Below are 17,356 nucleotides of genomic sequence, written 5' to 3' on the forward strand. Positions count from 1 at the left end.
TCTTCAGCCTGTCATGTTTCCGGTGTTGCCGGTTCCGGTTTGTACGCCCGGGTGGATGTGGCCATTCACACTGCCGCGCGGCAGGATTACATCCGGTGCCGTGATCGGGAGCGTCGAATTGACGCCAGTCGAACCCCACGTGAATGTCTGTCCGTCGACGGTCACCGTGACACCCGACGCGTTCACGACGAGAGACGTCGTGCCGAACGTCAGCGTCACGCCGTTCTGGTTCACGACGCACGATGATGCCGTGCCCTGCGTGGTACGTGCGATCATGCCGTTCGGCCCGCACACCTGCGCCGCATTCGGATCGTCCGGGGCCGATCCAGCATTGCTGACGGGCACGAACACGAGAGCGGTCAGGTTGCCGCGGCGCCGGAAATCGGCCGTGCCGCCGCCAAGGCCCGAGATGCCGCCCAGATACGCGTCGGCCGGCATCGTCACGCCCTTGTCGCCGACCTGCGTCGGATTGCGAATCCACGGGCTTTCGGCCTTCGGGATCGTCACCGGCGGCAGCGTCCACGTGCCCTGCATCTCGAACTCGACCGTCACGATCGCGCCCGACACCTTCGTCACGCGGCACGGCAATGCGTTGCCGGTATCCTCGATCGCCTGAGCCGCGCGCGCGATCGCCACACGGTTCAGCGAGCGCTGCAGCGGCAGCTTCGAATAGTTGTCAGCCATTGCTCATCACCGCGCAGTTTGCGATCGTCGCCCACGACGCGCCGTCGAGCGCGCGGAAGTTGCCGATGTGACGCAGCTCGATCACCGAGAACTTGCCCTGGAACGCGCTCTTGTACTTCAGGCTTGACGGCAGCGACGACGAGGACGTCAGGACGATGCCGGGCGTGTTCTGCAGCCCCTGAGGCATCAGCAGTTCGGACCCGAGCTGAATGTCGGCACGCATCACGAGCTTGACCTGCATCACGTTCGGCGCGATCCACGTCGGCTGACCGACGAAGTCCGTGAACGCGAGCTGCACGGTGTTCGGCTTGTACGTGCTGTCGTAGACGACGATCTGGCCGCCCTGGATCGTGACCTGCACGCCGGCATAATCGCTGCCGAGGAAATTTCCCTGCGTGACCTCGACCAGCAGCTGCGCGAGCTGCTCGAGCGTCGAGCACCGATGCACTTCGTCGTGCGTCTGCACCAACTTGTCGCTGATGTTGATCAGCGCGGGCATCGTCGGATAGGCGACGGACAGCGTCTGCTTCAGTGCCTGCGCGAGCGTCGTCCCGGCCGTCCAGTTCAGGACGATATTGCCGGGCTGGTCGAGCGTGTACAGCGCCGGGTTCAGCACGAGATCGAGCGTCATCTCAGTGCCCTCCCAATTGCCGAAGGACTGCCATACCTGGCCGGCCGCGATCAGTCCCGCCTGCTTCGGATTCGCCAGCGGCAGGCCGGCTTGCATGCCGCCCTTCATCGTCAGGTTCATGCCGGCGAACTGCTGAGCCTGCAGCAGATCCTCCAGTGGCACACCCTCGATCAGCAGAGACTGCCCGCCGAGCGGCGTTCCGTACGTGGCAACCGGAATGTCGAATTCGATGTTCAGCGCGCCCGGATCGAACTTGCCATTCGGATGCGACGTCCACCGCCGGAACGGCTTGGTACCGCCTTCCGGCGTGATGGTGATGTCGTAGTAGCGCATCGATCAGGGGGTAATTTCGAAGTTGCCGGTGTCTTCGCGATACAGCAGCGTCGACGTCGTGAAGACGCCCGGCGCGAGCGGAATATCGAAACCGAGCGGCGAGCCAACCATCGCGCCATTCCAAGCGATGTTTCCGTTCTGGTCGGTCAGCGTGACGTACCAGCGCATGCCCGCGATGTTCCACGTCACCGACAGCGAATAGGCCATGCCGTCGAGCGTGACGGTCGCCTGGAACGGTGGCGTCGTCGCGTTGGACGGCTGGAAAGGAACGAGCGTCGTCATAGCGCGGGCTGGGAAAGGAACTGATTCACGACGCCGGCCATGTTGCCGATGCCTTCGAGCGCGCCCTGCACCGCCGAGCCAGCGGCGGCCACCGCGCCGGACCATGCGGGCGACGTCACCTGCTGGCCGCCCGCGAGCTTGCTCATCAGCGCGCCGTAGGCGCTGCTCGCCGCTTGCTGCGTCAACAGCGGCTGCACGAAATCGAGCTGCCACTGAATCTGCTGCTGCTTGCCCTCGCCGCTCGTAACGTCCGTCATCGACGTCAGGATGCAGTTCGTGTAGATCCGCGCGGGCGTTGCCACATGGAACGTGCCGCCCGCGGCGCAGTGCGCCTCGAGCGAACTTTGCAGCGACGTGAAGATCGCCAGCTTCGTTAGATAGCCGCCCGTGTCCTTCACGGGAGCGATCATCAGCAGCGAGACGTTCTTCGGCTGCATCACGACGGCGTTACCAGCGACTTGCTGGTTCGCGAACGGGTACGTGCCGACCGCGTTGTTGATGATCGTGCCGCCAGGCAGCACGACGAAGCGCGCGAAGAAGTTGTCGAGTCCCACGCTGCCGCTCGACAGCACGCTCTGCGCGAGCGCGCCGAGTTGCCCCACAAGGCCGATGATCGGCATCATGCCGCCGAGCGTGTTCGCGACGATCCCGCCGTTCAGGATGATCGGCGAGACCTGAAACGACAAGTCGTACGCCGATCGGAAGCCTGAAGAAAGGTCGAGTCCCGCCATATCGATTACCTCGGCGCCGCCGCGTTAGCCTGCACGGCGACGCGCGCGGACGTGTTGTTGCTCACCTGGACCTGCACCTTCACGGCGCTGCGCTTGGCGACTTCGCCGGCGATCGCCGCAATGTACTTTCGCGTCTCGGCCGGCAGATTCGATTCCCACTGGCCGCCGTTCTTCGCGATGTCCTTGTCGACATTTCCCGGCCCCCAGTTGTACGCGGCAAGCGCCTTGCGGATGTCGCCTCCATACTTCTTCATCAGGGACTGCATGTAACGGCCTGCTGCGCCCGCCTCGTCCTTGAAGCTGAAGCGGTCGCCGCCGTTGCCCCAGTCATGCCATGCGGCCGAGGTGAACTGGAAGTCGCCGATTGCCTGATCGCCATTTTTCAGCGCCGGGCCGATCAGGTTGCTACCCGATCCCGATTCGATCTTCCACATCCGCGCGAGCGTACCGGCAGGCAGCCCGCGTTGCTTTTCGATGTCCGCCAGGTAGCCGGCTGGATCGCTTGGCATCGTCAGCTTGTGGCGAACCATGCCAAAGGCTTGCTCCCATGACGAGCCTTTTGATGTCGCGCCGGAGGGGGATGTTTCTGGCGTCGACGACGTGTCGATTCCGAGGAACCGCGCCGCCTTCCTTATGCCATCAACCACCAGTCCGACGAGTCCGGCGAAGTCCTTCATATCCTGCTTGAACTCCGGCGAACCGAGGTAGGTCGTCAGGCTCGTGATCCCATCCTCGACCGCCTTCAGGTTCTTCGGCGTGAAGATGTCGTTGATCAGCTGGTCGGCGTCCTTCGTCAGCGTGGTCACGAAGCTGCGCAGCGACGGTGAGAGTGCGACGAGCCGGTTCGTCAGCGATGTCTCGAGCGTCCGGCCGGCGAGCGTGATCTGACGATCGAACTCGTACCATGCCTGCGTTGTCCCGTTGCTGACATTCAGCGAGCGTTGGTCGCGTCCGTATTGCGCGCGTGCAGATTGCAGTTCCGACATCGGCGTGTTGCCGAGCCGGCGCACATCCTCGAGCGTCAGGCCAGACTGCGTGAATCCGGCGGCGGCCAGGTTCTCGGCCGTGCGTTGCGATGCCGGCGTCTTCGTCCACCAGTCGTGCGCGCGCGTGGCGAGGCGTATCGCGAGCTGATCAGGACCTTGGTTCGCAACAGCCTGGGCACCGAGGCCGGTCGCGAGGCCGAGCCATACGCGCCCCTGGTAGCTGTTCTGCGCGTCCGCGACATGCGACAGGATGCTCGGATCGAGGAAGCGCCCGAAGTCCATACCGAACGCCTTGAACTGCCCCGGCGTCAGACCGACGCCGCGCGCGCCGCGCTGCTCTGTCACGGCCGAATGCGCGAGGTCGCGCAGGCTGATCGCGCCGAGGATGCCACTCAGGCCTGCAATGCTGCCGCCGATCGCACCGAACTTCAGCAGCCACTTGCCGATGTCAAACACCGCCTTGCCGACGTTGCTGGCCTCCTTCGCCATCTTCGACATCGTGTGCAGACCTTCGCGCGCCATGATGTTGAACTGGCGCTGCGCCTCGGTCGATGACTGGATGCCGCTCGTGAGCGACTTCGCGGTGGCTGCGTTCCGGCGCATCGACATGTCGATCTGCTGCCACTCCTTCGGCATGCTAGCGACCTTGGCCTCGAACTGCTCGTACAGCTCGTAGAACGCCTTGAACTGCTCGGCGTTCACGTCGATGTTGATGATCGGCTTATTAGCCACTTGGGCCTCTCAGGGTTCGGATCAGTTCGAGGATGTTGCGATCGCGGAAATCGCGCGCGCTGCGGTATTCGAAGCCGTGACGCTGCACGGTTTCCGCGAAGCCCTCGCCGGCCACGAACCTCAGGATGGAACCGACGACACCGCCTGTTGTGCCGAAGGTACGGCCTTCGTCGAGTTCGGCAAGGAATCGGCGAATTCCATAGGCGACAAGGAGGTAATCGACCCCTTCAGCAGGGAAGCCGTGCTGCTCGCCTGTTTCTTCCGTTCCGCCTTGCTCGCGAGCGCACAGATGCAGGTAAAAAAAACGATCGCCGACTCCGTTTCAGCCTGATCCTCGGCGTCGATCTTGCCGTTTGCCACCGCGCTCTCGATCGGCAGGAGATCCCAGCCACCCGGGCCCGGCACCAGCACCATCGTCAGGCGGCGAATTTCGGCCATCAGCGCAGGCGTTGCCTCGTCGATGATGGTCTTTCCGTCCTTCGCATAGCTGCCGCGCGCCTCGGCTTCGCGCATGCCTTCGTCGAGCAGCGTGAGCGCTGCGATGCGCGGGCCCGAATCCATCATGTAGATGCCGCCGCGGCTCATCAGCGACGCCTTCGTCGCCGCGAGCACCCGGTAGTTCGCCTCGAACACCGCGCGAGAGATCGGCGTGTGATAGCCCCACACGCGCACGCCAGCTTCGTCGCTCACGACGGGCACGACGAGATTCATCGCCTCGTTGATCTGGATCACGTCATGCTCCACAGGTCATTGTTGGTGTAGTACGTACCGCGCAACACCAGCATGCAGACCGCGTCCATGCCGTCGAACGCGTTCGGGTCGAAGTGACGGATCGCGGTGTCGTACAGCGTGAACGAGTCGAAGGCGGCCGAATCGCTGTTGATCTTGACCTGGCCGAGCACGCTGTTCGCCTCCCACTGCGCGCGCCATGCCATCGACAGCGCCTGGGTGCGCAGAATGCCGACGGTGATCGTCGCCGGCACGTACGGCGCCGGCGAATTCACGAGGCCCGTCCCGGTGCCGGTCTGGTCGGTGAAGTCGCCCTCGAACGCGATGCGCGCGAACGACTTCCCCATGTACGGCGCCGTAATGTTCAACGACGTGAAGGCAGGCACGATGACCGAGCACCGGACGCGATTCAGGGTGCCTTGGCTGACAAGCGGGTTTGCCATTTGTGGCTCTCCTTAGAACTGGACCGCGTCGATGTTGAAGGTGATGGTCAGGAACCCGTTCTGACCGACGATCGTCGCGGCGAGGCCGTTGTAGATGCCTGCCGAGTAATCACCCGGGTTCTGCGTCGTGTACGTCACGAAATCGGTCGCGCTGATCGACACCGACTGCGCGCAGCCGAACGTGACGGCACTGGAACCTGTGTTCTCGGCGACGGCCTCGATCGAGTTGATGCCAGGCTGATCGTAGAGCAACGGCGGATTGCTGTTCGAGCCGTTGATGATGGCGGCGGCAATCGCCTGCTTCGACTGGATCTGGAACCAGTCGATGCCATACCACCAGCTCGCCTGGTCGCCGCTCATCAGCGTGCCCTTGAACACGCAGGCAGTCGAAATGCCGCCCTCCGCGCCCGTCAGAACGAGGTTCCCGTAGCCGCTCAGGATCGTCGTGATCTGCGCGTTGTAGCCCTGCGCGGGCCATGCCGTCACGCCGTACAGATAGCGATAGGCCATCGGCGCGAGCTTGTTCGAGGCGCCCGGCTGGTTGACCAGCCACTGGTAGAAGAACGCGGCCGCCGTGAACTCCGTCGACGGCGCGAGCGGGCTCGGCACCACCGCAAACACCGACTTCAGCGTCGAGTAGTTCGCGAGGTTCGTCGAGCTCGTCGTGACGAAGAAATACGTCTTGCTGGTCGGCGACGAGTACAGGCTGGCGAGGATGTTCAGGGCCGATGCGAGGTTCGCCGTGGCGACCGCCCCTGTGCCGCCGCCGCCCGAGAACGAGACGGTCGGCGCTGCGGTATAGCCGGAACCCGGGTTCGTGATCGTCACTGCCACGACAGCGCCGTTCTGCACGATGGCCGTGCCGGTCGCGGTCGTGCCCGATGTCGGCGCGGAGAACGTGACCGTCGGCGCGGACGTGTAGCCCGAACCGCCATTCGTCACGAGAACGCTGCCGACTTCGTCCTTCGAGTAGTCCCATGCAGCCGGCACGAGGTACGCGTAGAACACGTTCGGGTTGTTCGAGATCCACGTCTGCAGCAGGCCGATGCCTTGGTCGACGCCGGTTTCGGCGCCGAGTTCGAGCACGTAGAAACCGACCGATTGACCTTGGGCGAAGAATGTCTGGCCCATCTTCGGTAGTTCGTCCGAGTTCCCCGACCCACTGAGAAGGGCCGTGAGGTCGGATTCCAGCCCGCAATACTGGTACGTCCCGGGCGTAAGCGTCGTGCCGCCCACCGAGACGATCGCACCGCTGCGCTGAAGCTGCGACGGCACGGGCGCCCGGGTGACGGTGACGTTCAGATTGACGATCGTCTGGGTGATGGTCTGCGCCATTTTGGCGGCCTCCTGGGATTACGCGAATGCGACGGAAACAGCGCCGCCGGTGCCCGGATTCACGACGATCCCGGTGTTGCACGGCCATTCGAGCTCGATCACCGAGCCGACGGCCGGATAGCCGCTCGCGTATTGCACGATCGCGTTGGCTGCCGCTGCCGCGCCGGTTGTGGCTGCGTCGTATGCGCCGAACGTGCCGCCCGTGGCAGCCGTCAGCACCGTGATGCGTACGAGCGTGCCCGGAGTGGCCTTGATAACGGTCGGGGCGCTGACATTGAGCGCGGACTGCGATCCGCCGGGACGCGGGCCGAGAGGGTTCTGGGGCATTTCGATTACTCCTGGATGGTAGTGGTGATGCTGGCCGACAGGATCAGCCGCCGCGCGATCGCGTCGGCGGTTCCCTGGTAGTACGACGCGAGAATCGTCAGGGTCTTCTTCATCGCGAGCGCAGCGATCTCAACCTGCGTGCGCTTCTCGTCGCGGATCGCCGGCGAATTGCAGAAGCCGAAATCGTCGGTGTTCAGCGAGTAGTCGATCAGCGCCGCGTAGAACTGGATTGCGCGCTGATTCGTGAATCCGTAAAACGTGAGCCGCACGGTGTCGCGCATGAGCTGCGCGCTCGCCATCTGCTGCAGCGCCGTCGGCGGCGTCGGCGTGCCGGGCCATGCATACGTCGGGAACGCCTGCAGCGCGATCGTCTCGCCAGGCTCGATGTGCGCCGTGACATACGGCGGCTCGACATTGTCCGGCACGAGGAACGACGGATACACCGGCGCGCCGGCGAGGGCCGCCAGCGACAGCCAGATCGGCAGGCTGTTCGAGACGATTGGCTCGACCGGCAGATCGGCCGCGCTCGCGACAAGCTGCGACGCCAGAGCCGGATAGACGGCGAAGCCGCGGTAATGCCAGAGCCCGGCCTGCTGATAATTCAGCCCCGTCTCGGCGAACGCGACCTGCAGCGTCGTCCCGTCGACCTGCCACGTGCCGATCCACATCGTGCCCGGCGCGATCGTGTTGAGCTGGGAGATCTCCTGCTCGGCCGTGAACAGCAGTTTGTTCGCTGCGATCGTCTGATCTTCTTCCTGCCGACGGTCGGTCAGGATGTGCAACGAGCCGCTGAACTGCTGCGCGGTGCCGGTCGCCACCCAGAACACGTAGCCGTCCGTGGGAAGCGTCGATTTCGTGTATTGCTGGAACGTGACGGACTGATTGCGCGAAAGCTGCTCGACGCCGGCCTCGAGCGCCGCGGCGAGATCGCCCGGCGCGGCCGCGGCTTCATCGATCAGTCCCATCAGTCAGTCACCCATGCACGAAACGACGCCTGGTAGAGGCCCGTGTCGACGAATTCCGGCCGCGCCGGGTTCTCCGCGGCATACGGCCGCTTCTTCCGATGGTTCACGCCCTCGTCGGCGGCCGCGATTGTCTGCGCGCTCGCCTGCTTCCATTCGCGCGCGTCGAGGAAGTCCCGAAACAGCTCACCGATCTTTCCCGTCGACACGTCGACCGATAGGCGGCCGACCGGCTTGCCTTGCGCAATGCTCTCGATCTCGCCCGCAATGTCGTTCGCCAGCAGCTCGCCGATCTCCTCCTCGTACATCTCGAGGAACACGCGCATCACGTGGTACTCCTCCTCGAGGAACGTAGCGACATCGCCGGTCGTGACGCCGGGCTTTGCGTCAGGGCCGGTATAAGCAACGTCCACTACGCCGAGATGGAGAGTAGGCATCAGGAAACCCCGACGACATCCGGGCCGTACTGTTGCGCGTAGGCCAGGTATTCCCTTCCCCACGGCGTTTTCAGCAGGTCAAGATCCTGCATCGTCAGGTTCTTCATGAAGTCGGGCACGTCGCGGCTGTTCGATGTGCCCTGATCCGCCGACGATTGCACGACACCTGCGACGAACGCCATCAGCTTGAAAGCCGTGCGCTGCTGCGAGAAGAACGTCGACGGTGGAATGTCCTGCGCGACCTTCAGCAGCCGATGCATGCCGAGGTTGTACACGGCCAACACGTAGACAATCGACGGCACGCTGCAGGGCGGCACGAGTGCGAGGTTCATCGCCATCGTGTACGCCCATTGCAGGTACTGCGAGTCCGTCGGCAGGTCGGATTGCGGCACGCCCTGGTTATAGACGAACGTCGTGAAATCCGCGAGATTCGGCTGGGTCGGGTCGACGAAGGCCATATTAGACCGGGAGCTTCGTGTCGGTGCGGCCGTCCGGCGCCACCGACAGCGAGAAATTCACTTCGTCACCGGTCGGCTTCTGGCCGGGCGGGACGTCCTGCTTCACTTCGACCGAGGTCACGCTCGCCATGCGCCGACCCTTGCTGCCGCCCTTCTTGTCGCGCGTGGCGCTGTCAAAGGCAAGTGCGCTCCGCGTCGCTTCCTGCGCGGAGCGACGTTCCTGCGTATCGACGAGGTGGTCATGGCCGGTCACGATGTGCGTTTCGGTAACGGGCTTGCCAATACGGTACAAGTAGCCGGAGAACTCGCTGATCTTGCCGTTCACCTCTTCCGCATTGCGGAAACCGAACTGCTCGAGGTGACGCACCAGTGCTTCGATGGCTGCACTCGACGCGCCGCGCGCAATTTCGCGCTGCTGGCCCGACGGGATGTGCACGACCTGCGCCTTGCCGGCGTGTTCGGGCGAGCGGAAGTGGTGATCGAGATGCTGCTTCGTGCAGTTGGCGATGAAAATCGACATGTCGTCCTCGGAAAAAAGAAAGGGGCACCGCGCAGGTGCCCCTTCAGGGTGGTGATACAGACTCTCGCTACGGTGTTGCTCAGTGCGGCATCGACAGGATCGTGATGCCTTCCGGGCGGACGCCCCAGCCGGAGGTCACGCGCAGCTCCTGCACTTCGGTGATGCCACCGTCCGGGATCGGCGTCGGGATCTTGATCGGCGCCGCGGCGTCCGCGTACATCAGGTTCACCGCCTTCATGTTCGGCGTGATGTCCGCCGCCACGTTGGTGTTGATGCCCGGAATGTCCGGCTTCTCGATCTCGGGGATCGTCAGGATCACCGCATCCGAGCCGCCGGCGCCCTTGCCGATCAGCGTGTCGTCGAAGTACCACTCGATCTCGTCGCCCATTTCCTCGACGACGTTCTGCACGACTTGGCCGACCGTGGCCGTACCGGCACCGGGACGCTGATACTGAACGACCTGTACGATCGACCCGTACGACAGCTGCAGAAACACGCGCTGCGGGCTGATGATGCGGATCTTGCTCCGCACATTGCCGCCCGACTGGAACATACGCGTCTTCAGCGCGACGATCTGCGCAAGGATCCACAGCGCCATCTCGCCGTTGTCGTAGGTCGACACCGTCGTGTTGCCGTAACTGTCAGGCGGGAGCGTCACGGCGGTAGCCCCGATCGTGTTCAGCAGACCCTCGCCATTTGCCGGGTTGTAGCCGTACAGCAGGCCCGTGCGCATCTGCTGGAAGATGCCCTGACGCTGTGCGAGATCCTGCGCGGCCGGCAGACCGACCGAGTACGCGGCCGCGGCGGCTGTGTCGTGGTGGTCCCACTGCGCGCGCGTGCGGATCAGATACGTGGCCGTCGAATAGTACGTGGCGGTCAGCGTCGCCGACGGCAGCATGTTCGGCGCACCCTGCGATGCCTGCGTTTCAGTGCGCAGATCGAGCGCGTTGATGTAGACGAAGAGATCTTCGCTGCCGATCTTAACGCGCGGCTTGCCGCCCGGAAGCGCATTGAACGCGCCGGAGGCCTGCGCATAGGTGACGATCAGCTCGGGCTCCGAGAAGCTCGGCGCGACCTTTGCCTGTGCAGGAAAATAGTTGGCCATGTCGGAGGCTCCTTAGATCTGAATGATAGCGGCCGGACCCTGGGTCCAGGTGAGCGCACCGGTCCCCGAGTTGTAGCTGACGATCTTGCTGTTGGTATTGACGGACAGCACCTTGCACGCGAGTGCGCCGGCGCCCGAGCTGTATGCGACCAGTTTCTGGTTCGTGAAGTCCCACGAGACCTGCTGGTTGATCGCGCCCGTATCGAGGTTGCCAGCCAGCGTCGCGTCGCACTGCACCGCGATGCGCGCGTTCGAGCCGAGGCGGTAGAACATCGCCGTCATGCCCGCCGTCAGTTGCGGCACGTTGTTGCCCGGCGTCAGGATCGCGTTGTACGACCGGTTGATGACGGTGAAGCCCGTCACGCCGGCGTTGTTCGCGGCGATCACCAGCGAGTTGCCGAGGCCGTTCTGGTTCGGCGCGGCGACGTTCTCGGTGACGGCCATGCCGCCCCATACCGGCCCCGTGACGGACGCGGCAATGATCGCGCTCGCGAGCCACATGTTCGACGACGGATCGTCCATGACAGCGCCCTGGACATAGCCTTCCGTATCGGTACGGAAAGTGCCAGTCGGCGCGCTCGTCACCATCGGGTTGAACGAAATCGACATGGCTTATGCCCCCTTGGCTTGGCGGTTGAGCTTGCAGACGACGCCCGGTGCCTTAAAGTGCTGCATCCAGGCATCGATGTCACCGGTGAAGCGGGTGATCTGGCGCCCCGCTTCGTCACGCGAGACGATCGGGATAAGGCGGCCGGCAGGAGCCGATGCCGGATTGCGCGCGGCGACCTGAGCATCGGCGTAGATCTTGTCTTCGACCACCTTGAATGCGGCGCCGTCGAGCGAGTCGAGTTTGATGCCCTTCATGTCCGGGCTGTGCGCAGCCAGCTTCGAGGCGAGGCGCTTGCGGTATTCGATGGGGCTTTCGCCATGCAACGGCGCGGTCGCACTCTGCCCGAACATCTGCATGACCGAGTCGGCGCGCATCTGGGCCGAAGCCAATGCGTCGCGATCCTCGATCGACAGCGGCTTCGTCAGCGTCGACAGCGTGCCGTCCATGCGCTGAATCTGGGCGCGCAGCTCGGCATTCTCGCGGGCGAGGCGCTGCGAGTCGGCGCGCGCGGCGGAATCCGCGCGCTCTTTCTCTTCCTCGTCCTTCTTCTCGGTCGAGTTGGCCCGTTCTTCGTCGCGGTGCTCCGCCTCACCTGCCTTGATGGCAGCGGCGAGCTCGCCCTCGGCCTTCTTTTCGAGGGCCATTTCCTTCTCGCCCTCGCGCTCGGCCGCGACTTCGGCCGAATCCGCCGTGAGGGGCTTCGCCGGCATCTCATCCCCGCCCTTGTTTTCGATGGCGTCCATGCGCGAGCAGACGCTATCCATGCGCTTCATCAGCGCATCGGCCCATGCCGGGACCTGTTCTTCCATACCATCCATTTCAGGATCTCCTGTGTTGACTCCGCTGGGCTCGCCGCCTTTGTCCCACACGCCCTCTTCGCAGATTGCGAGGTGGTCGAGATAGGACGGCTTGCCTTCAATGAGGACCGATTTACCGTCGACCTCGACGGCTTCGGCTGAGCCCGCGTCGCGGAAGATCACCGCGGGACTGGTCGACGCGTGCGACGTGCACATCAGTGCCGCCGCGTCCACGTCGAATATCTTGGCGATGCCCCAAACCTCATCGCCCTTGATGTACGGGAGCACGATCGTGCCGATTGCTCGTGCGCGATATTCCTCGGTGCTGAGAATCGATTTCTCGGGATGCTCGAAGATGACCGGCAGGCCGTAGCAGCGCTCCCGGAATTCCTCGGTCAAGAAGTTCTCGGGCGGCCGATACACGAACTCGTCATGCTCGGTGCGATAGCTAGTGCCGGTGCCGGTGATGCGCAGGTCGAACAGCCAGACGTTTTCGTACTGTTGCGGGCTGCTCAGTTCGCCATCGCGAATCGCCTTGGCGACGTCAAGCTCGGTTGTGCCGCTTTCGGCGGAATCCGCGCGCTTATCGGCGTTCACGAATTCCTCGCCGACCGATTTCGGAATGCCGAGCGTGCTGTGGCCGTGGGCCGCGCTCTCCATGGCACGGTGCTGCTTCTCGCTCACAGTCGGCATTTCAGGGTTTCCGGATTCGGGTTTCTTCGAGTGCCCGCCGACCTTTCTCGGTCAGCATCTCGGGCGGCAGATCGCGCAGGTTGTTCACGTACACGCCATAGCAGCGGCAGAAAGGCTCCTCGGCCGGCTGCGTGATCTCGTCGAGGTAGCCGTCGCCCTTTGTGATCAGCCCCTGCTGAAGCGCCCACGAGCCGCGCACGACGTAGAAGCGCTTGTCGCGCTCCTTGTGGTCGGGCCGATAGTCGTACCCGGCCTGCCGCCAGTGCGAGCGCCACATCATCGCGATGGCCTGCGTCTGCTCGGCGATGACCGCGTTGATCGACGATACGAGCTTGTGCCCCTGGTCGATCGAGACGCGGCGTTCCTCGTAGCGCAATTGCCGGATCGGCTTCGCAATGCTCTCGCGCACGTCGGCCTTCTCGACCGCGCGCGAGCCGCCGGTGGGCACCGATGATACCCAGCCGGCGAGGCGCTGCAGCGATTGCTCGACCGCGCGCTCGCGGTTCAGCTTGATCAGATCGACGCTCGCGCGCACGCGCTTGTCCAGCTCGGGGCGCAGCGACGGCGCAATCCGTTCGATCGTGAAGCGCGGCACGCCGGGGTGATACCGCAGCGCACCCGTCTTCGACAGCGTGCGGTGGAACACCGCGTCCATCGCGCTCTGCATCCGGTTGCGCATCTCGGCGTCCGTCGGCAGATCGGTCATCGCGGCGAGGCGCAGCCGGCGCAGCCATTCCTGCAGCCGGGCCGGATCGTCATAGCCGTGCTCAGTGATGTCGCGAATGGCCTCGGTCAGCACGTCGTGAAACGTGCGGTTGATTGCGGGGCGGACGCTCATCGGCTACTCGTGCGACGATTCAACGATCGGATGCGGCTCGGCCAGCGGCTGCGGTGGCTCGTACGATTTCAGCGCTTCGAGATCGATCTCGAGCGGCGCGGAGAACATCAGCTTGCGCTCGTTCATCACCTCGGCCAGCCAGCCGATCGCCATCGCCTTGTTCTCCGGGTCCAGCTCGGGGAGCATCACCTCGACGCACGCGATCGCGGCCTTCGTGATCACGTCGTCGGTCTTGATTTTCTCGCTGTCCGGCTCTACCAGCAGGTTCGGCCACGTCGCCGTGAAGGCGTTCTTCCACTCCATGAACGCCGTCGCATACGGCATGTTGCCGTACAGGCTCGGGTGCTTCCGCTGCATCGACGCGTAGAACTCGGGACTCCACGCGCGGCGCATCACGATCGGGTCGAGGAAGTCGTATGCCGGCCCCATCTCGATCCGCACGCGGTCGATGAAGCGCGCGATCAGCTTCGCGTCCTCGGTGCCCTCGCCGAACCCTTCGGTCAGCGTATCCTGCGCAAGCATCACGGCCGGCATCTTCGCCGACGTCGCGATGTTCTTGATCACGTTCATGCGCGCGAACTCGGCGGCGTCGCGGATGTTCTTCAGGTCGATCGACTCGATGCTTTCCTCGAGGCCGATCGACATCACGTTGCCCGTCTTCGCGCCTTTCAGCATGCGGCGCTTCAAGCTGCCCCAGGCGAGCGCAACCTTGTCGAGCACCGCGCCCGGCGACTTCATCTTGTAGACCAGCAGCCCCGACTTCTCGATGATCGCGTTGTCCGTGATCATCGCCTGCACGTACGACTTCAGCGGGTATAGCGCGCGCTGGTAGACCGAGCGACCCACGAAGCCGAACGCGCTGTTCGTCCACTCGATGTAGATCGGCGCCTCGTTCAGCGCGATCACCGCGCGCGACGGATGGTAGTCGTGGTTCGCGACCCGCAGAAACTGCGGCTTCTGGAAGTCCGGCGCGTTCGGGTTCTGATTCAGCACCAGCGAGCCAGCCGTGTTCAGCGGGTCGAGGATGTTGAAGTACAGGTCGAGTTCGTGCAGGCGCTCGATCGGCAGCGGTTCGTCCGTCGGGACATCGCGCGCGCCGACGATCAGCGACGCAATCCCGTAGACGCGCTTGAGCGTCATGAAGCTCTTGATGATCTCGTCCGCGCCGACGCCGCCCAGCTTCTTCCATTCCTTCTTGAACGCCTGCACGAGGTCATCCTCGGGCGCGCCGGGGATCGTGATCTCACGCTCCTGCGACAGCGCTTCCTCGTAAGGCGCCTCAGCCATCTTCGCGCCCAACGGGTGATAGCTGTAGATGACCTTGCACATCTCATACGACGGCGGCGAGCCAGGCTGCAGATCGTCAGCGCCAAGCAGGCGCATGAGCTCGGCGGACATGGCCGTGCCGACGTTCAAGCTCGCCTGCGAGCTGTCGTCCGCGTCGCCGTAGTAACCGCCCATTCAATAGCCCTCAGAATCGCCGAGGCTGATCGCCACGCCGTAACAGAAAGTGTCCAAAAGGTCCTGATGGTGCGGCGTCTTCGTCCCGAGACGGAAGCCGCATACCTGCGAAATCAGGTGATTCCGCGTCTGGCCCTTGTAGTTCGTGACCTTGTCGTGCGCGTAGCGGCTGATCTTCACCTCGCCGCGGTGCACGTAGCCGCTGACCGATAGCGCGCGCCCTTCCTTGCCGAGGTCAACCAGCTTTTCCTCGATCGGATGGAACGGCAGGCTGCGCCGTCTGGCCTGCTGCAGCAGCACGATGCCGCTCGCCTTGTCTTCGATCCAGCCGCCGAGACTGCCCTGGCGGGCGCCGACCTGCGCGGCCAGTTCCTCGCACCGTTGCGCTACCGTCGGCAGCCACGATTCGAGCAACGCACCCTCGATCTGCAGCACGTCCCAATCAAGGATCGTCAGCGGCGTGCCGGTGATGATGTTGCGCGCGAAGTACGTGACGGCCGTTCCGTCGTGCTCTAGGCCGTCCTTCAGCGCCGTGTCGACCACCGCGAACACCTGATCGCAGCGCGCCGGGTAATCGACCGGCTCGCCATCAACAAGCAGCGAGTCCTCGCTGAAGAAGGCGGCGCCGTTCCAGTCGACGAAGTCGGCGAGATACTCCTGCTGGTAGACCAGCGCGGGGTATTCGTCTTTCAGCTTCGCGACCGCTTCCGGATCGAGCATTGGATTCGATGCCGTCGGCGCGTGAAACTCGCGCCAGCCGAGCGTCTTGTCGGTGCACGCCTCGTAGAAAAAGTTCTCCGGGTCGATGCCCTTCGGCGTGCCCGCCATGATGGCGTGGCCTTTCCGGTCTAGCAGCGTCGGCGCGATCGCCTGTTCCCAGATCGAGCGCAGCCCCTTCGGGACGAGCGAGCCCTCGTCGATGATCACGCGGTCATAGAAGCGCGAGCGGCCCGCGTCCTCGTCCTGCAGCGTCCAGAACTCGATGCAACCACCCGAGTTCAGCTCGATAACCTGGTCGATCTTCGACTTCGAGTAGACGACCGGCTGCACCGTGCGCAGGATGCGCTTGTACGTCGGCAGGTTCAGCTTGTACGTCGGGCCGAACCAGCCAACTTTCAGTCCGTTGTACGACCATTTCGAGGCGCAGCGCTCGAGCAGTGTCGTCTTGCCGAAGCGGCGGCCGCAACGGATCACGACGCGCCGGCTCTCGTTGAAGGCGCGGCCGATCTCGGCCTGTTTCGCGTGGAGCTCCTGCAGCTTTACTGACTGCTTCATACGTCCGGGTTCGGATCATCGAGGCCGGGGCCGCCACCTTCTCCGCCTTCGGCTGGAGGCGCATTGCGCCAGAGGTCCGATCGGCGGTTCTTCAGCCAGAAGATAATCGCTGACGTATCCGGCGGGTAATGCTCGATGTATTCCTCGCGGATCACCGTGCCCTGGTACATGAAAAGCTTCACGGCCGGATGGCTGTAGCCGGTCGCGCGCTGAAACAACTTGTCCGCAACCTCGGCGTCCGCCAGTTCCTTCCCCGCTTTTAGGGACTCAAGAAACTCGGGATGAGCGGTCTTCCAATTGTTGATTGTCTGCTCGGTCACGCCGAAGAAATCGGCGAGTTCCTTGTCGATCGCACCTAGCCGGCAAAGCTTGCGCGCCTGCTCGGCGTACTCCGACCGATACGAACTGGGGCGACCGCCAGCCTTCGCAGGCGTATCAGCCCCGCGTTTGGCTGGCTTGTCCATAGTCATCAGTTAAGGTGCCCGCGCCTGCCGTTTTCGCGGCAGCGAGGACTGCCACCGGAACGACGCATCACGGACTGCGGCGGTTATCGCCGTGATCCGACGCACACTCACCGCTTACTACGTCGGGCGGTCCAGCATTGCGCCAGAAGGGGAAAAGAAAAAGCCCGCTCGAGGCGGGCGAATCCACGCTTGGAGACGCGGAGGAGACGTTGGTGAGAGCGGCCGGTGCTGATCTCCGGTAAGGGAATGCGGTGCCTTCTTCTCCCGATATTCGTTACTTCCACCCCTCGGGATCGGCCATGTTCCGGGGTCGCCTCAGCTAGGCGCATTCGCTCTCACGGCTGGCGACGGCAACCGTATGCGCGTCTAAGGCATTCAGCCCGTACACCGGGATTCGAACCCTGTCATCGCCATGCGTGAGAGGACCGGTTACGCCGGTCAGGCGGCGACACGCTAATTTTCTCCGCCCGTCACCGCAGTTAAGGATTGCGGCTCCTTCTTTCACGGCTGCCGACTGCCTGTG

At 64.0% G+C, this 17,356-nt stretch carries 20 protein-coding genes; all 20 read right to left on the reverse strand.

All coding sequences use genetic code 11. The features are described from left to right. Positions 1-3: 3 nt before the first annotated feature. Entirely contained in the window at positions 4-684 is a 681-nt protein-coding gene (locus BCR55_RS16235; protein WP_219847322.1) for a hypothetical protein, read from the reverse strand. Continuing rightward, positions 677-1,648 (reverse strand): hypothetical protein, encoded by a 972-nt coding sequence (locus tag BCR55_RS16240; protein WP_235557798.1) that lies wholly within the window; start codon positions 1,646-1,648, stop codon positions 677-679. The genes BCR55_RS16235 and BCR55_RS16240 overlap by 8 nt, the downstream gene beginning before the upstream one ends. A gap of 3 nt (positions 1,649-1,651) precedes the next feature. Next, positions 1,652-1,930, reverse strand: a complete 279-nt coding sequence (locus BCR55_RS16245) for a hypothetical protein (RefSeq protein ID WP_065494856.1) — start codon at positions 1,928-1,930, stop codon at positions 1,652-1,654. After that, complete coding sequence (locus tag BCR55_RS16250; protein ID WP_254661829.1) at positions 1,927-2,616, reverse strand: hypothetical protein; 690 nt, start codon at positions 2,614-2,616, stop codon at positions 1,927-1,929. Before BCR55_RS16250 ends, BCR55_RS16245 begins: the two co-directional genes overlap by 4 nt. 50 nt (positions 2,617-2,666) lie before the next feature. Then, positions 2,667-4,145 carry a lytic transglycosylase domain-containing protein gene (locus BCR55_RS16255; protein WP_254661830.1) on the reverse strand — a complete coding sequence of 493 codons (1,479 nt, stop codon included), beginning with the start codon at positions 4,143-4,145 and terminating at the stop codon, positions 2,667-2,669. A 354-nt stretch (positions 4,146-4,499) separates the two neighbouring features. Beyond that, positions 4,500-5,045, reverse strand: a complete 546-nt coding sequence (locus BCR55_RS16260) for a hypothetical protein (protein ID WP_254661831.1) — start codon at positions 5,043-5,045, stop codon at positions 4,500-4,502. A 62-nt stretch (positions 5,046-5,107) separates the two neighbouring features. Continuing rightward, complete coding sequence (locus BCR55_RS33070; RefSeq protein ID WP_065494859.1) at positions 5,108-5,551, reverse strand: hypothetical protein; 444 nt, start codon at positions 5,549-5,551, stop codon at positions 5,108-5,110. 12 nt (positions 5,552-5,563) lie between these two features. Beyond that, positions 5,564-6,886: a hypothetical protein gene (locus BCR55_RS16270; protein ID WP_065494864.1), complete on the reverse strand. Its 1,323-nt coding sequence runs from the start codon at positions 6,884-6,886 to the stop codon at positions 5,564-5,566. 18 nt (positions 6,887-6,904) lie between these two features. Beyond that, positions 6,905-7,213, reverse strand: a complete 309-nt coding sequence (locus BCR55_RS16275) for a hypothetical protein (RefSeq protein ID WP_232356578.1) — start codon at positions 7,211-7,213, stop codon at positions 6,905-6,907. A gap of 5 nt (positions 7,214-7,218) precedes the next feature. Continuing rightward, positions 7,219-8,178, reverse strand: a complete 960-nt coding sequence (locus tag BCR55_RS16280; RefSeq protein WP_065494869.1) for a hypothetical protein — start codon at positions 8,176-8,178, stop codon at positions 7,219-7,221. Then, complete coding sequence (locus BCR55_RS16285) at positions 8,178-8,612, reverse strand: hypothetical protein (RefSeq protein ID WP_232515879.1); 435 nt, start codon at positions 8,610-8,612, stop codon at positions 8,178-8,180. The genes BCR55_RS16280 and BCR55_RS16285 overlap by 1 nt, the downstream gene beginning before the upstream one ends. Beyond that, positions 8,612-9,070, reverse strand: coding sequence for a hypothetical protein (locus BCR55_RS16290; RefSeq protein WP_065494871.1), 459 nt, complete (start codon positions 9,068-9,070; stop codon positions 8,612-8,614). The genes BCR55_RS16285 and BCR55_RS16290 overlap by 1 nt, the downstream gene beginning before the upstream one ends. Position 9,071: 1 nt before the next feature. Beyond that, positions 9,072-9,590 carry a hypothetical protein gene (locus BCR55_RS16295; protein ID WP_065494873.1) on the reverse strand — a complete coding sequence of 173 codons (519 nt, stop codon included), beginning with the start codon at positions 9,588-9,590 and terminating at the stop codon, positions 9,072-9,074. A gap of 79 nt (positions 9,591-9,669) precedes the next feature. After that, positions 9,670-10,695 carry a DUF2184 domain-containing protein gene (locus BCR55_RS16300; protein WP_065494874.1) on the reverse strand — a complete coding sequence of 342 codons (1,026 nt, stop codon included), beginning with the start codon at positions 10,693-10,695 and terminating at the stop codon, positions 9,670-9,672. Positions 10,696-10,707: 12 nt separating this feature from the next. Further along, positions 10,708-11,304: a hypothetical protein gene (locus BCR55_RS16305; protein WP_006403348.1), complete on the reverse strand. Its 597-nt coding sequence runs from the start codon at positions 11,302-11,304 to the stop codon at positions 10,708-10,710. 3 nt (positions 11,305-11,307) lie between these two features. Then, positions 11,308-12,795 carry an NUDIX hydrolase gene (locus BCR55_RS16310; protein WP_065494876.1) on the reverse strand — a complete coding sequence of 496 codons (1,488 nt, stop codon included), beginning with the start codon at positions 12,793-12,795 and terminating at the stop codon, positions 11,308-11,310. A gap of 1 nt (position 12,796) precedes the next feature. After that, complete coding sequence (locus tag BCR55_RS16315) at positions 12,797-13,633, reverse strand: hypothetical protein (protein ID WP_065494878.1); 837 nt, start codon at positions 13,631-13,633, stop codon at positions 12,797-12,799. Between the two features lie 3 nt (positions 13,634-13,636). Next, positions 13,637-15,094, reverse strand: coding sequence for an anti-CBASS protein Acb1 family protein (locus tag BCR55_RS16320; RefSeq protein ID WP_254661832.1), 1,458 nt, complete (start codon positions 15,092-15,094; stop codon positions 13,637-13,639). Further along, positions 15,095-16,369 carry a hypothetical protein gene (locus BCR55_RS16325; protein ID WP_065493979.1) on the reverse strand — a complete coding sequence of 425 codons (1,275 nt, stop codon included), beginning with the start codon at positions 16,367-16,369 and terminating at the stop codon, positions 15,095-15,097. Next, entirely contained in the window at positions 16,366-16,833 is a 468-nt protein-coding gene (locus BCR55_RS16330) for a terminase (RefSeq protein WP_065494880.1), read from the reverse strand. Before BCR55_RS16330 ends, BCR55_RS16325 begins: the two co-directional genes overlap by 4 nt. Between the last annotated feature and the right edge of the window lie 523 nt (positions 16,834-17,356).

Source organism: Burkholderia sp. CCA53, assembly GCF_001685525.1.
GTDB classification, from domain to species: Bacteria; Pseudomonadota; Gammaproteobacteria; order Burkholderiales; family Burkholderiaceae; genus Burkholderia; species Burkholderia multivorans.

What these genes read in the sequence shown, in the direction of transcription:
- BCR55_RS16235 (WP_219847322.1), bottom strand. Translation starts at nt 684, where the DNA reads ATGGCTGACAACTATTCGAAGCTGCCGCTGCAGCGCTCGCTGAACCGT.
- BCR55_RS16240 (WP_235557798.1), bottom strand. Translation starts at nt 1,648, where the DNA reads ATGCGCTACTACGACATCACCATCACGCCGGAAGGCGGTACCAAGCCG.
- BCR55_RS16245 (WP_065494856.1), bottom strand. Translation starts at nt 1,930, where the DNA reads ATGACGACGCTCGTTCCTTTCCAGCCGTCCAACGCGACGACGCCACCG.
- BCR55_RS16255 (WP_254661830.1), bottom strand. Translation starts at nt 4,145, where the DNA reads ATGTCGAAGATGGCGAAGGAGGCCAGCAACGTCGGCAAGGCGGTGTTT.
- BCR55_RS33070 (WP_065494859.1), bottom strand. Translation starts at nt 5,551, where the DNA reads ATGGCAAACCCGCTTGTCAGCCAAGGCACCCTGAATCGCGTCCGGTGC.
- BCR55_RS16270 (WP_065494864.1), bottom strand. Translation starts at nt 6,886, where the DNA reads ATGGCGCAGACCATCACCCAGACGATCGTCAATCTGAACGTCACCGTC.
- BCR55_RS16275 (WP_232356578.1), bottom strand. Translation starts at nt 7,213, where the DNA reads ATGCCCCAGAACCCTCTCGGCCCGCGTCCCGGCGGATCGCAGTCCGCG.
- BCR55_RS16280 (WP_065494869.1), bottom strand. Translation starts at nt 8,178, where the DNA reads ATGGGACTGATCGATGAAGCCGCGGCCGCGCCGGGCGATCTCGCCGCG.
- BCR55_RS16285 (WP_232515879.1), bottom strand. Translation starts at nt 8,612, where the DNA reads ATGCCTACTCTCCATCTCGGCGTAGTGGACGTTGCTTATACCGGCCCT.
- BCR55_RS16290 (WP_065494871.1), bottom strand. Translation starts at nt 9,070, where the DNA reads ATGGCCTTCGTCGACCCGACCCAGCCGAATCTCGCGGATTTCACGACG.
- BCR55_RS16295 (WP_065494873.1), bottom strand. Translation starts at nt 9,590, where the DNA reads ATGTCGATTTTCATCGCCAACTGCACGAAGCAGCATCTCGATCACCAC.
- BCR55_RS16300 (WP_065494874.1), bottom strand. Translation starts at nt 10,695, where the DNA reads ATGGCCAACTATTTTCCTGCACAGGCAAAGGTCGCGCCGAGCTTCTCG.
- BCR55_RS16305 (WP_006403348.1), bottom strand. Translation starts at nt 11,304, where the DNA reads ATGTCGATTTCGTTCAACCCGATGGTGACGAGCGCGCCGACTGGCACT.
- BCR55_RS16310 (WP_065494876.1), bottom strand. Translation starts at nt 12,795, where the DNA reads ATGCCGACTGTGAGCGAGAAGCAGCACCGTGCCATGGAGAGCGCGGCC.
- BCR55_RS16315 (WP_065494878.1), bottom strand. Translation starts at nt 13,633, where the DNA reads ATGAGCGTCCGCCCCGCAATCAACCGCACGTTTCACGACGTGCTGACC.
- BCR55_RS16320 (WP_254661832.1), bottom strand. Translation starts at nt 15,094, where the DNA reads ATGGGCGGTTACTACGGCGACGCGGACGACAGCTCGCAGGCGAGCTTG.
- BCR55_RS16325 (WP_065493979.1), bottom strand. Translation starts at nt 16,369, where the DNA reads ATGAAGCAGTCAGTAAAGCTGCAGGAGCTCCACGCGAAACAGGCCGAG.
- BCR55_RS16330 (WP_065494880.1), bottom strand. Translation starts at nt 16,833, where the DNA reads ATGGACAAGCCAGCCAAACGCGGGGCTGATACGCCTGCGAAGGCTGGC.